5 protein-coding genes are annotated in these 14219 nt (G+C 73.8%); 4 read left to right on the top strand and 1 reads right to left on the bottom strand.

The annotated features are described in order from the left end of the window. Nucleotides 1–13 precede the first annotated feature (13 nt). Nucleotides 14–499, top strand: a complete 486-nt coding sequence (locus ACFVUH_RS29470) for a nuclear transport factor 2 family protein (RefSeq protein WP_355360082.1) — start codon at nucleotides 14–16, stop codon at nucleotides 497–499. 335 nt (nucleotides 500–834) lie between these two features. Here ACFVUH_RS29470 and ACFVUH_RS29465 read toward each other — a convergent pair whose 3' ends face one another. Next, nucleotides 835–2121: a hypothetical protein gene (locus tag ACFVUH_RS29465; RefSeq protein ID WP_387916345.1), complete on the bottom strand. Its 1287-nt coding sequence runs from the start codon at nucleotides 2119–2121 to the stop codon at nucleotides 835–837. A 194-nt stretch (nucleotides 2122–2315) separates the two neighbouring features. Between ACFVUH_RS29465 and ACFVUH_RS29460 the strand changes: the two genes are divergently transcribed. From ACFVUH_RS29460 to ACFVUH_RS29450, 3 genes are all read left to right on the top strand, one after another. Further along, nucleotides 2316–3194 (top strand): sterol desaturase family protein, encoded by an 879-nt coding sequence (locus tag ACFVUH_RS29460; protein WP_387916344.1) that lies wholly within the window; start codon nucleotides 2316–2318, stop codon nucleotides 3192–3194. 270 nt (nucleotides 3195–3464) lie between these two features. Then, on the top strand, nucleotides 3465–12920 hold the full coding sequence (locus ACFVUH_RS29455) for an amino acid adenylation domain-containing protein (protein ID WP_387916342.1): 9456 nt from the start codon (nucleotides 3465–3467) through the stop codon (nucleotides 12918–12920). A 58-nt stretch (nucleotides 12921–12978) separates the two neighbouring features. Further along, nucleotides 12979–14169: a cytochrome P450 gene (locus tag ACFVUH_RS29450; protein WP_355360070.1), complete on the top strand. Its 1191-nt coding sequence runs from the start codon at nucleotides 12979–12981 to the stop codon at nucleotides 14167–14169. Nucleotides 14170–14219: the final 50 nt, after the last annotated feature.

Here is a 14219-nt window from a genome sequence, read left to right as displayed (position 1 = left end):
CCGAGGTGGAAACGTGTATCACGCCATCGTCCGGCGCAACCTCCGCAACTCCTTCGCCGCGGTCGACCGCGGCGACTACGGGGCCATCGTGCGGCAGTTCACCCCCGACGCGGAGCACTGGTTCTCCGGACGGCACGCGCTGTCCGGCGGGCGGCACAGCGCCGAGCAGATCCAGCGGTGGTACGACCGGCTGGCCGAGGTCATGCCCGACCTGCGCTTCGAGCTCAAGAAGGTGGTCGCCAAGGGCTGGCCCTGGGACACCGTGGCCTTCGCCGAGTGGGTCGACCACCTCACCGACCGGGAGGGCAACCACTACTCCAACCAGGGGGTGCACGTGGTCCGGATCAAGTGGGGCAGGATCACCGAGCTGCACATCTACTGCGACACCGAACTGCTGGAGACGGTCCTGGAGAAGCTCGGCGGGCAGGGCGTCGAGGAGGCCGTCGCCGAGCCGGTCGGCGACCCGGGTCCGTTCCGCGAGGCGCGCGTCGGCCGGTGACGGGCGTGCGCGGGGCGCGGGTGCGCGGGCGTGGACGGGGGTGGTCCGGCTCCCGCCCCGGGCCGCCCGCGGCAGGTTTTCGGCCGGTCGCCCGCCGCCGGCTACCTGGGCACCGCCGATCCGGCCCGCCGCCCGCCGGGCTGGGCCGTCGCCAATGTTCCGGCCGGCCCCGGCACGCCGCCGCCGTGGCCCTCCGGGGCTCCTTCACCTCCGTCCCGCACCGGCTGCGCCACACCCTGGGCCGACCCGGCGGGTGAGGCCGACCCGGTCGGGGCACAGGGCTCGGGGCACAGGGCTCGGGGTGCACGGGTCCGGGGGTTCACCGGTCTCGGGGTTCACAGCTCGAGGAAGCGCTCCCACCAGCGGATGGGGGTGGGGACGGGCGGCGCGGGGACGATCGGTACGAAGCGGCTCTCGATCGGGGTGTCCCACTCGACGAGGGCGGCCGGGAACCAGGTGACCGGCTTGGTGTCGTCGCGGGCGTTGGCCCAGGCGGCGAGGCGGTCGGCGGGCTCGCGGGACGGGAGGAGCCCGCGCTCGTCGGTGGTCACCCCGAGGTCGCGCACGGCGTCCTGGTAGAGGTCGTTGCAGAGCCAGCTGTGGAGGATGCCGTCCTCGTGGCCGAGTACCTCCCAGCCGATCCGGCGTCCGCCGGAGGCCACTTCGGGGGCGGGGCCGGCGCCGGCCGGGCGGTCCAGGTGGGCGAGCAGCACCGGCTCGTACACCGCGGACGCGCGGATGGCGCGGACGAGGCCGTCGGCGTGCTCGGGGGGCACCAGCAGCGCGAACAGCCGGGCTCCGGCGGGCAGCTGGATCGTCGCGCAGGCGTCCAGGGCCTCCTGCGGGGTGTCGAACCAGCAGCCGTCCACCGGCAGCCGGTCGAGCAGGCAGTCGCAGGCCGTGGTCAGCCGCTCGTGCGGGACGTCCAGGCCGGTCAGCGGTTCGGGGGCCGTCACGAAGTAGCCCGCGAGCAGCGGAGCGCCGCCGGCCGGAACGGCCGGAACCGCCGGAGTGGCGGGCGGTACGGGAGCACGGCGGTGGGGCAGTACCAGGTCGGGCCGGGCCTCGCCCGGGCGGGGCGGGCGGCGCTCGGCGAGCCAGAAGAGGTAGGCGCGCAGGTAGTCGTCCAGGCCGCCGTCGAGATGGGCGATGTAGTCGCGCAGACCCTGCGCGGCGTCCCGGTGGTGCTCCCGGTAGCGGCCGCCGAGCCGCGCGAGCCCGTCGGAGGTGGTGGCGGCCCACTGCCGGACCCGGCTGCGGTCGTGCCACCACTCGCGGACGCCCGGGACGGTCCAGTGGTCGTCGCCGTCCATCGCGTGGCCGCCGTGGCCGATGACGCAGCCGTACAGGAGGTCGCGGACCTGTGCCGGGTCGGTCGGCTGGCGGTAGACGAACTCCCGGCCGTCGTCGTCGTAGACGATGTGGAAGGGCGCGTCCTGCCGGCCCATCTCCAAGGTGTCCGTACGGGCGCCGTAGAACGGCCCGGGGACGTTCCGCCAGTTGCGTTCCCGCCAGAGGCCTTCGAACTGGTCCAGGAACGGCTGCTCGGCGAGCAGCCGCCGGGCCGTGGGCAGCGGGTCCCAGTAGCCGTCGGCAGAGCTCCGGAATGATGATTCCTTCATCAAATAACCTGCCGTATTCCGTAGGTGGCTCAATTTCTAGGCATCCTGACATATTGTTTGTCTGTAGATCATCAGACAAATCGAGAATTCCATGATTCCCCTCGAAAATGCCTCGCCACGGGTTCCAGGCGCCATTAGTATCTGAACGAACACTTTCGGTGATCGTTCGACTGTCGGCCGCGAAGGGGGATGTCATGGGGGAGCAGCTTCGAACCGCTGTGCGTCATGGCGCCTACCCGTTCCTGCTGGTCGGACTGGTCGTGATATCGGCCGCCACCCTGCGGCTGCGCTGGGATCTCGGCCGGGCGAATCAGCTCTTCCTGCTCGGGACGATCGGGTACATGGCGCTGCTCGAACGGCTGATTCCGTACGAACCGGACTGGGTTCCGAACGCGCGTGAGTGGGGGTGGTACGGCGTGTACTTCGTGCTGACGATGATCGGTGGGGCCCTGTCCCAGGTGCCCGTTTCCGCCCTCGTCGGCTGGGCGGCGCCGGTCCACGGGGTGCTGCCGCTCTGGGCGGAGATCCCGGGCGCGCTGCTGCTCGGCTCGCTGGCCAACTACCTGGTCCACCGCTGGTGCCACACCAACCCGAGGCTCTGGCGGCTGCACGGGGTGCACCACGTGCCCGACAAGGTGAACGTCGGCAACAACGGGGTCAACCACCTGCTGGACGTCCTGCTCACCCAGGGCTGTGTCCAGTTCTCGCTGGCCCTGGCCGGGTTCTCGGAGCCGGCGGTGTTCGTGGTGGGCCTGTTCGTCGTGGCCCAGGGCTACTTCGTGCACGCCAACATCGACGTCCGGCTCGGCCCGCTCAACCATGTGCTGGCCGGGCCCGAGCAGCACCGGCTGCACCACAGCACCGACCTGTCGGAGGCCGGCCACTACGGCTCCGACCTCTCGGTGTGGGACCACGCCTTCGGCAGCTTCACCTGGCGGCCGGGGCGCCGTCCGGCCGCGGTGGGGCTGGCCGATCCGGGCGGTTTCCCCGCCACGGGCCGGGTGGTGGCCAGCCACCTCCAGGCCTGGCGCCGACCAGCCCGGGCCGAGGGCTCCCCGACCGGCTCGACCTGACCCTCCCGCACCTCGCCCTCGCGCGTCCGACCCGTTCATCCCTGCCCCTCCCGCGTCCGACCCGCCCGCACTCGAAGCGGTCCGTACCCGACGCTCCCGCACCTGACGCTCTGGCATCGACCGACCCTCCTCACCACCGGCTCGTCCCCTTCGGCCGACCCGACGTCCGGCCTGCCCGGAACCGGCGCACGGCCCGTGTCCCCCGGCGCGCGCGGCGCTCCCGCACCCCGCCCGCACGCGCGAACGCAGCGACCCAAGGACTCGACTCGCATGACGGATTCCCGCTTCGTCACCTCCCCGGAACTCTCCGAACGCCCCGCACCCGCCGGCCCGTCCGCCGCCGGGCGGGAGAAGATCGCGATCATCGGGATCGGCCTCCGCCTGCCCGGCGGGGCCTGCGACCACCGGGCGTTCTGGCAGAACCTGGTCGACGGCAAGGACTGCATCACCCCCACCCCGCGCAGCCGCTACGACGTGGCCACCCTCGGCAGCCGCGACAAGGCCAAGCCCGGCCGGCTGGTCGGCGGCCGGGGCGGCTACATCGACGGCTTCGACGAGTTCGACCCGGCGTTCTTCGGCATCAGCGGCCGCGAGGCCGACCACATGGACCCGCAGCAGCGGAAGCTGCTGGAGGTGGCCTGGGAGGCGCTGGAGGACGGCGGGCAGAAGCCGGCCGAGCTGGCCGGCCGCGAGGTCGGCGTCTACGTCGGCGCGTTCACGCTGGACTACAAGATCGTCCAGTTCTCCGACCTCTCCTTCGACACGCTCGCCGCGCACACCGCCACCGGCACCATGATGACGATGGTGTCGAACCGGATCTCGCACTGCTTCGACTTCCGGGGTCCCAGCGTCTCCATCGACACCGCCTGTTCCTCCTCGCTGGTCGCCGTCCACCTCGCCGCACAAAGCCTGCAGCGCGGCGAGACCGACCTGGCGCTGGCGGGCGGCACCCTGCTGCACATCGCCCCGCAGTACACCATCGCCGAGACCAAGGGCGGCTTCCTCTCCCCGCAGGGCCGCTCGCGCACCTTCGACGCCGCCGCCGACGGCTACGTCCGGGCCGAGGGCGTCGCCGTGGTGGCGCTCAAGCGGCTCTCCGACGCCCTGCGCGACGGCGACCCGGTGCACGCCGTGGTCATCGGCAGCGGCGTCAACCAGGACGGCCGGACCAACGGCATCACGGTGCCCAACCCGGACGCCCAGGTCGCCCTGATCGAGCGGGTCTGCGCCGAGGCCGGGATCACCCCCGGCGGCCTCCAGTACGTCGAGGCGCACGGCACCTCCACCCCGGTCGGCGACCCGATCGAGGCGAACGCACTGGCCCGGGCGCTCGCCGTCGGCCGGCGCCCCGGTGACGCCTGCTACGTCGGCTCGGTCAAGACCAACATCGGGCACACCGAGTCCGCCTCCGGACTGGCCGGGCTGATCAAGTCCGCGCTCGCCCTGAAGCACCGGACCATCCCGCCGCACATCAACCTGGAACGGCTCAACCCGGCGATCGACCCGGACACCCTGCCCTACCGGATCCCCACCGAGCCGACCCCGTGGCCGGCCCACGAGGGACCGGCCCGGGCCGGGGTCAACTCCTTCGGCTTCGGCGGCACCAATGCGCACGTCCTGCTGGAGGCCGCGCCGGAGCCCGTGCCCTCCGCCGACGCCGGCCCCCACGCCGGCAGCGACATCGGCGCCGCGCAGCCCGCCGACGTCCCCGCCTGGACGGTGCTGCCGCTCACCGCCCGGGAGGCTGCCGCGCTGCCCGAACTGGCCGCCGGCGTCCGGGCCGAACTGGCCGGCGTCCGCGGCGGCAGCCCGGCCCGCCCGGCCGACCTCGGCCACACCCTCGCCCACCGCCGCCAGCACCACGACGCCCGGCTCTCGATCGTCTACGACGCCCGCGAGCACACCGCCCGGACCTCCCTGGACGAGGCGCTCACCGCCCACCTGCGCGGCGAGCCGCACCCCCGGGTGCTGGCCGACCACCGCCGCGAGGCCCGGCACCGCCGGCTGGCCTGGGTCTTCACCGGGATGGGCCCGCAGTGGTGGGCGATGGGCCGCCAGCTGTTCGCCGCCGAACCCGTCTACCGGGAGGCCGTCGAGCAGTGCGCCGCGCACCTCGCCGACCTCACCGGCTGGTCGCTGATCGACGAACTCGCCGCCGACGAGCCGGTCTCCCGGATGGCCGAGACCTGGCTCGCCCAGCCGGCCAACTTCGCCGTCCAGATCGGCCTCGCCGCGCTCTGGCGCAGCCGGGGCGTGCGGCCGGACGCGATCGTCGGCCACTCCACCGGCGAGGTCGCCGCCTTCCACGAGGCCGGCGTCTACGACCTGGCCGACGCGGTCAAGGTGGTGGTCCACCGCAGCCGCCTCCAGCAGAAGCTCGCCGGCACCGGCGGCATGCTCGCCGTCGCGCTCACCGAGGCCGAGGCGCTGCGCCGGCTCCGCCCGTACGGGGACGCCGTCTCGGTCGCGGCCGTCAACAGCCCCGGCTCGCTCACCCTCGCCGGCGACGAGGCGGCGCTGGCCGAGCTCGCCGCGGCGCTCACCGCCGAGCAGGTCTTCGCCCGGCCGCTGACCGTCGAAGTCCCGTACCACAGCGCCCGGATGGAGCTGATCAAGGACGAGCTGCTGGAGTCGCTGGCCGACCTCAAGGCCCGCCCGGCGCAGGTCCCGCTCTACCTCACCGGCCGTGAGGGCACCGCGCACGGCACCGAGCTCGACGCCGGGTACTGGTGGCACAACGTCCGCGACAGCGTCCGCTTCCGGCAGGCCGTGGAGCGGCTGGCCGACGACGGCTACAGCCTGTTTCTGGAGATCGGCCCGCACCCGGTGCTCGGCCGCTCGATCCAGGAGACCGTCGAGGCCCACCCGGGCACGGCGGACCGGCCCGAGGTGCGGACCCTGCCCTCGATCCGCCGCCAGGAGGACGAGCGGGCCGTCTTCACCGCCTCGCTGGCCGCGCTGCACAACCTCGGGGTGGCGCTCGACTGGTCGGCGCTCCAGCCCGCCGGCCGGATCGTCCCGCTGCCGCGCTACCCGTTCCGGCGCGACCGCCACTGGGTGGAGCCGAAGCCGGTCGAGCAGGTCCGGCGCGGGCAGGTCGACCACCCACTGCTCGGCCGTCGGCTGCCCGGTGCCGAACCGGCCTGGGAGGCCCGGCTGGACGCCGAGGCCCTGCCCTACCTGGAGGACCACCGGATCCAGGGCGACGTGCTGTTCCCGGCCGCCGGCTACCTGGAGATGGCCGTCCAGGCGGTCCGCGCGCTCACCGGCGGCACGGACGCCGCGCTGGCCGACATCGAACTGCGCAAGGCGCTGTTCCTGCCGGACGAGGAGAGCCGTGCCGTCCGGCTCACCCTCAGCGCCGAGCACGGCTCGTTCACCGTCGCCACCGGCGAGGGCGCCGAGCGCACCGTGCACACGGTCGGCACCGTCCGCCCCGCCCAGCGCCGCCGGCCCGCCCGGCCGCTGGACGTCGAGGCGGTGCGCGGGCGGGCCCTGCGCCGGCTCGCCGGGCCCGACTGCTACACCGAACTCGCCGCGCTGGGCTACCACTACGGTCCCGCCTTCCAGGGCATCGAGGAGGTCTGGATCGGGCCCGGCGAGGCGCTGGCCCGGATCCGCCCGACGGCGCCGGTCGCCGGGCAGGGCGAGCGGCACCAGGTGCACCCGGTGGTGATGGACGCGTTCTTCCAGACCCTGCTGACGCCCCAACTGCTGGACGGCCGAACCGAGTCCACCGGCATCCGGCTGCCGGTGGCGATCGCGGAGGTCCGGCTGGACGCGGTCGGCGAGCGCCCGCTGTGGGTGCACGCCACCGTCACCCGGGACGTCGGCGGCGAGCTCGTCGGCGACCTCGCGGTGCACGACGAGAACGGTGCGCCGCTCGGCGGGATCACCGGCTTCCGGGCCGCCGACGTCGAGCGGGCGGCCACCGCCGTCGGCCTGGGCACCATCGACGGCTGGCTCGCCGAACCGTCCTGGTCGGAGCTGCCGGCCGCCGAGGACACCACCGACCTGCTCGCCGAACACCCCGACCACTGGCTGCTGTTCGCCGACCGCGGCGGGGTCGCCGACGCGCTGGCCGAGCGGATCGCCGCCCGCGGCGGCAGCTGTCTGCGGGTCCGCCCCGGCGGCGGCTACCGGCCCGCCGAGGGCGACCGCCCGGCCACCGTCGACCCAGGTTCCGCCGAGGACCTCGCCCGGCTGCTGGCCGACCGCCGGGCCGCCGGAGCCCCCGACCCGGCCGCCGTGGTCCACCTGTGGAACCTCGACCGGCCCGGGCTGGCGGGGGCCGACCATGCCGTCGTCGCCGGCCACACCGCCGAGGGCGCCTACAGCCTGATCACCCTCGCCGCGCTGCTGGCCGCCGAACTCCCCGACAGCCGGTTGCACGTGGTCACCCGCTCCGCCCAGTGCACCGGCCCCGGCGAGCTCGTGGAACCGCTCGCCGCCCCGGCCTGGGGCATCACCCGGGTGCTGCGCCACCAGGAACTCCCGTCCCACCAGGGCAAGCTGGTCGACCTCGGCCCGTCCGCGGAGACCGGGGCCACTGTCGAGGCCGAGGCCGCCGTCGAGGCCGAGGCGCTGCTGCGGGAGTTCGCGCTCGCTGACGAGGACGAGATCGCGCTGCGCGGTGGGCGCCGGCTGACCAGCCGGCTGCGGACGGCCGAGGGGCTGAGCCGGCCGCTCGCGCCGCGGCTGCGGCCGGACGCCGCGTACCTGGTGACCGGGGCCTTCGGGGCGCTCGGGCGGCTGCTCTGCCGCACCCTGGTGAAGCGCGGGGCACGGCGGCTGATCCTGGTCGGCCGCAGCCCGTTGCCGCCGCGCGAGCAGTGGCGCGCGCTCGATCCGGCGAGCCCGGCCGGGGAGCGCGCGGCGTTCCTGCGCGAGCTGGAGGCGCTCGGGGCCGAGCCGGTCCCGGCACCGCTGGACGTCACCGACGAGGCGGCGCTGGCCGCCTGGCTGGCCGAGTACCGACGGCTGGACCGCCCGCCGATCCGGGGCGTCTTCCACCTCGCCGGGCAGGTCAGGGACACCCTGGTCGGCGAGCTGGACCGGGAGACCTTCGAGACCGTCTACGGCCCCAAGGTGCTCGGCGCCTTCGCCCTGCACCGGCAGCTGGCCGGCGAGCCGCTGGACCACTTCGTCCTGTTCGCCTCGATCGCCTCGCTGCTGACCACCGCCGGACAGACCAACTACGCCGCCGGCAACGCCTTCCTGGACGCCCTGGCACACCACCGCCGCGCCCTCGGCCTGCCCGCGCTCAGCCTCGACTGGGGTCCGTGGGCCACCGGCATGATCGAGGAGCTCGGTCTCATCGACCACTACCGGTACAGCCGGGGCATGAGCTCGCTCGCCCCGGAGACCGGGATGGCCGTGCTGGAGCGGGTGCTCGGCCAGGACCGCGCCCAGCTGCTGGTCGCCACCGTCGTCGACTGGCCGGTGTTCCTCTCCTGGTACCCGGCCCCGCCGCCGCTGGTCGCCGAACTCGCCGCCGCGGCCCGGGAGACCGCGCCGGCGGCCGGGCAGACCGGCCTGCTGGACGCCCTGCGGGCGGCCGGCGAGGAGGAGCGGCGGGTGCTGCTCACCGAGCGGTTCACCGCGCTGGCCGCGACCGTGCTGCGGGTGCCGGTCGAGCAGATCGACCCCGCCGCGGGCCTCGGCGGCCTCGGCCTGGACTCGCTGCTCGCGATGGAGCTGCGGGCCCGCCTGGGCAGCGAACTCGGCGCCACCCTCCCGGTGGTGGCGCTGCTCGGCAACACCCCGGTGGCCGAGCTGGTCGCCCGGCTGCACGAGTCGCTGGCCGAGCTGCTGGACGAGGATCCGGACGGCGCGGGCGCGGTCGTGGCCGAGCGCCACGAGGACGAGTCGGCCTACCCGCTGACCCAGAACCAGAAGGCGCTCTGGTTCCTCAAGCAGCTCAACCCGGACGGCTTCGCCTACAACATCGGCGGCGCCGTCGAGGTCCGGGTGGAGCTGGAGCCCGAGCTGATGGCGCTGGCCTTCCGGGCCATGGTCGAGCGCCACCCGAGCCTGCGGGCCAACTTCGTGCTGGACGCCGGCCGGGCCGTGCAGCGGATCTCCGCCGCGGTGGAGCCGGACTTCGGGGTCTTCGACGTCGAGGGCCTGGCCTGGGACGACATCCACGCGATGATCGTCCGCGAGTACCGCAAGCCGTACGACCTGGAGCGGGACCCGCTGGTGCGGTTCCGGCTGTTCCGGCGCGGACCGGCCCGCTGGGTGATCATGAAGGCCGTCCATCACATCATCTCGGACGCGATCTCCACCTTCACCTTCATCGAGGAACTGCTTGCCGTCTACGAGGGGCTGCGCCGCGGCCGGGTGCCCGAACTGCCCCCGGTGGCCGCCCGCTACCTGGACTTCCTCAACCGGCAGAACGCCTTCCTGGCCGGCCGCGAGGCGCCGAAGATGCTGGAGTACTGGCGCTCGCACCTGCCTGCCGAGGTGCCGATCCTCAACCTGCCCACCGACCGGCCGCGCCCGGCGGTGCAGACCCACAACGGCGCCTCCGAGTTCTTCGTCCTGGACGAGGAGCTCAGCGCCCGGGTACACGCGCTGGCCCGGGAGCACGGCGTGACCGTCTTCATGGTGCTGCTCAGCGCCTACTACCTGCTGCTGCATGCCTACGCCGGCCAGGACGACATCATCGTCGGAAGCCCGGTGACCGGCCGCACCGACGAGGAGTTCGCCGGCGTCTACGGCTACTTCGTCAACCCGCTGCCGCTGCACGTCTCGCTGGCCGGCGCCCCGACCGTCGCCGAGCTGCTGGACCGGGTGCGGACCACCGTGCTGGGCGGGCTCGACCACCAGGAGTACCCGTTCGTGCTGCTGGTGGAGAAGCTCGGGCTGCAGCACGACCCGAGCCGCTCGGCGGTCTTCCAGGCGATGTTCATCCTGCTCCACCACAAGGTGGCCACCGAGAAGTACGGCTACCACCTGGAGTACATCGAACTCCCGGAGGAGGAGGGGCAGTTCGACATCACCCTGTCCGCCTACGAGGACGAGGCCGAGCACCGCTTCCACTGCGTCTTCAAGTACAACACCGACCTCTTCCTGTCCGCGACGATGGCCCGGATGGCCGGCCACTACGTCAATCTGCTGGACGCGCTGACCACGGCCGGTCCGCAGCGCGCCGCCACCGGTCTCGAACTGCTCGGCACCGAGGAGCGCGCGGTGGTGCTCCGCCGGTGGAGCGGTGCCGACCGGCAGGTCCCGTTCGGTGAGCCGGTGCACCAGCTGGTGCTGCGCGCGGCGGCGGCGGACCCGGCGGCGCCCGCGGTGGCCGCGCCGGCCGAGTTCGGCCCGACCGCCCGGCTGTCCTACGGCGAGCTGGCCGAGCGCTCCCGGCGGGCCGCCGCCCGGCTGCGCGCGCTGGGCGCCGGGCCGGGCGGCGTGGTGGCGATCTGCCTGCCCAAGTCGCCGGAGCTGATCACCACCCTGCTCGCGGTGCTCCGCACCGGCGCCGCCTACCTGCCGCTGGACCCGGGCCACCCGGTGGACCGGCTGGCGTACATGGTGGAGCACGCGGGCGCCGCGCTGCTGGTCGGCGACGACGCCCAGCGGCTCGGCGCGCTGCCCGCCCGACTGGTCACCACCGCCGAACTCGACGCGGACGACGACGGGTTCACCGACGCGGTGGTGAGCCACGACGACCCGGCGTACGTCATCTACACCTCCGGCTCCACCGGCCGGCCCAAGGCGGTGCGGGTCTCCCACGGCAACCTCGCCTCGGCCTACCGGGCCTGGGAGGCCGAGTACCGGCTGGACACCGACGCCCGGGTCCACCTCCAGATGGCCGGCCCGGCCTTCGACGTCTTCACCGGGGACGTGGTCCGCGCGCTCTGCTCCGGCGGCGCCCTGGTGCTGATCGGCCGGGAGCTGCTGTTCAACACCGCCCGGCTGTACGAGGTGATGCGCACCGAGCGGGTGGACGCCGCCGAGTTCGTCCCGGCGGTGGTCCGCACCGTCCTGGACCACTGCGAACGCACCGGGCAGGACCTGGCGTTCATGCGGCTGCTGGTGGTCGGCTCGGACGTCTGGAAGGTCGAGGAGTACCAGCGGCTGGGCGCCCTGTGCGGGCCCCGGACGCGGCTGGTCAACTCCTACGGCCTGACCGAGGCCACCATCGACAGCGCCTACTTCGAGGGCCCGGCGGACGGCCTGGAGCCCAGCCGGATGGTCCCGATCGGGCGGCCGTTCCCCAACAGCGCCTTCTACCTGCTCGACGCGCAGGGCCGCCCGGTGCCGCCCGGCGTCACCGGGGAGCTGTGGATCGGCGGCTCCGGCGTCGCGCTCGGCTACCTCGGCGACGAGGAGCAGACCGCCGGCCGGTTCGCCACCCTGCCGCTCGGCGGCGCCGACGGCGGCGAGCCCCTGCGGCTCTACCGCACCGGGGACCTCGCCCGCTGGGACGCCGAGGGCGGGGTGCACCTGCTCGGCCGGGCCGACTCGCAGATCAAGGTCCGCGGCCACCGGATCGAGCTGGGCGAGATCGAGACCCAGCTCGCCGACTGGCCCGAGCTGGAGCGGGCGGTGGTCACCGTCCGGCCGGACCGCGACGGCGAGCACGTGCTCTGCGCCTACTGCGTGCCCGCCCCCGGACGGACCTTCGACCACCGGGAGCTGCGCCGCCACCTGGCCGGCTACCTGCCGACCTTCATGATCCCGACGCACTTCGTCGAACTGCCCGCGCTGCCGCTCACCGCCAACGGCAAGGTGGACACGGCCGCGCTGCCCGAGCCCCGCACCGACGCCGCGGAGGCCGCCGAGCCGCCGGTCACCCTCTACGAGGTCCGGATGGCCGAGCACTGGCGGGCGCTGCTGGGAGTCGAGGAGCCCGGCCTCCAGCACGACTTCTTCGAGTCGGGCGGCTCCTCGATCAAGCTGATCGAGCTGATCCACGGCCTGCAGGCCGAGTTCAACATCAGCATCCCGGTCAGCCAGCTCTTCAAGGTCACCACCCTGCACGGGATGGCCAAGACCGTCGAGCACATCATCACCGGCCGGATCGAGGGCGCCCAGCCGTACCTCTGGTTCAACCAGGACCAGCAGCAGACGCTGTTCTGCTTCCCGCCGGCCGGCGGCCACGGGCTGGTGTACCGGCAGTTCGCGGCGCACCTGCCGGAGTACCGGACGGTCGCCTTCAACTACGTGTCGGGGGACGACAAGGTCGACCGCTACGCGGACCTCGTCGAGGTGCTCCAGCCGGAGGGCCCGTGCGCCCTGCTCGGCTACTCGCTCGGCGGCAACCTCGCCTTCGAGGTGGCCAAGGAGCTGGAGCGGCGCGGCCGGGCGGTGCCCAATGTGGTGATCATGGACTCGCACCGGATCCCGGAGTCCTTCGACCTCGGTGACGAGCACCTCCAGGCCTTCGAGCGGGAGCTGGCCGAGCACCTCCAGCGGCACACCGGCTCCGCCGCGGTCGCCCAGGAGACCCGCGAACAGGCCCGGGACTACCTGCGGTTCTGCAGCCGCACGCCCAACCTCGGGGTGGTCACCGCCGCGCTCAGCGTGATCTCCGACGACGAGAAGGTGGCGCTGTACGAGGCCGGGCAGCACGGCGCCTGGCACGGCAGCTCGGCCACCCGGACGGCGGTCTTCAAGGGCTTCGGCACCCACGCCGAGATGCTCGACCGCGACTTCATCGCCCACAACGCCGGGCTCGCCCGGTCGATCCTCACCGGAGCCGCCCCCCATGCGTCCTGAGACGGTCCGGGGCCGAGCCCCGAGTCTTCCCGCCCCCGCACGAGAGACGGATCCGCCCATGCTCCGCCAGCACCCGCCGCTGAGCTACCCCTTCGAGCCGAACGGCCTCGAACTCGACCCCCGCTACGCCGAGTTGCGCGATCAGCCGCTGGTCAGGATCCGGATGCCGTACGGCGACGGCGCCTGGCTGGCCACCCGGTACGAGGACGTCCGGGCGGTGCTCGGCGACCCGCGGTTCAGCCTGGCCGCCGCGATGGGCGAGGACCAGCCGCGGATGCGCCCGGTGGCCCGCACCGGCGCCGGCCTGTTCTCCACCGAGCCGCCCGAGCACACCCGGCTGCGCTCGCTGGTGGCCAAGGAGTTCAGCGCCCGCCGGGTCGAGGGGCTGCGCGTGCGGGCCCGGGAGCTGGCCGACGAGCTGCTCGACGGCATCCTCGCCAAGGGCCAGCCCGCCGAGCTGGTCGAGGACTTCGCGATCCCGATGCCGACCACCATCATCTGCGAGGTGCTCGGCATCCCGGCCGAGGACCACCGGATGCTCTGGCGGTGGGCGGAGACGGTGCTCTCCGCCGTCACCCCGGGCGAGGTGCTGGCCGTCGACGGGCAGGCGTTCATCGACTACATGGCCGGGGTGCTGGAGCTGCGCGGCCGCGAGCCCGGCGACGACCTGCTCACCACGCTGGTCCGGGCCTGCCGCGAGCAGCGGCTGATCAGCGAGGAGGAGCTGCTCTCCATCGCCTGCGACCTGCTGATCGCCGGCTTCGTCTCCACCACCAACCAGATCGGCAACTTCTTCCACCAGCTGCTGGTGAACCCGGAGGAGTCGGCGAGGCTGCGGGAGCACCCCGGGCTGATCCCGAAGGCCGTCGAGGAGCTGATGCGCTACGTGCCGCTGCTCACCGGCTTCAGTCTGCCCCGGTACGCCACCGAGGACGTCGAGCTGGGCGGGGTGGTGATCCGGTCCGGCGAGGCGGTGATGATCGCGACCGCCGCCGCCAACCGGGACCCGGAGGTGTTCGAGGAGCCGGAGCGGCTGGTGCTGGACCGGCCGGCCAACCCGCACATCGGCTTCGGCCACGGCGTGCACTACTGCATCGGCGCGCACCTCGCCCGGCTGGAGCTCCAGGTGGCGATCGAGCAGGTGCTGACCCGGTTGCCGGGGCTGCGGCTGGCCGTGCCCGAGCGCGAGCTGCGCTGGAAGGAGGACGCGATGGTGAACGGTCTGCAGGCGCTCCCGGTCGCCTGGTGAACGCCCGCCCCCACTGACGCCACGGCAAAGCAGGGCACGGCAAAGCACGG

The sequence above is a fragment of the Kitasatospora sp. NPDC058032 genome, from assembly GCF_042885845.1.
Lineage (GTDB): Bacteria > Actinomycetota > Actinomycetes > Streptomycetales > Streptomycetaceae > Kitasatospora.
The sequence above is the reverse complement of the archived record's forward strand: the minus strand, read 5'-3'. Positions and strand labels throughout refer to the sequence as shown.

Excerpts from the sequence above, each read along its gene's own strand:
- ACFVUH_RS29465 (WP_387916345.1), bottom strand. The coding sequence starts at position 2,121 with ATGAAGGAATCATCATTCCGGAGCTCTGCCGACGGCTACTGGGACCCG.
- ACFVUH_RS29460 (WP_387916344.1), top strand. The coding sequence starts at position 2,316 with ATGGGGGAGCAGCTTCGAACCGCTGTGCGTCATGGCGCCTACCCGTTC.
- ACFVUH_RS29455 (WP_387916342.1), top strand. The coding sequence starts at position 3,465 with ATGACGGATTCCCGCTTCGTCACCTCCCCGGAACTCTCCGAACGCCCC.
- ACFVUH_RS29450 (WP_355360070.1), top strand. The coding sequence starts at position 12,979 with ATGCTCCGCCAGCACCCGCCGCTGAGCTACCCCTTCGAGCCGAACGGC.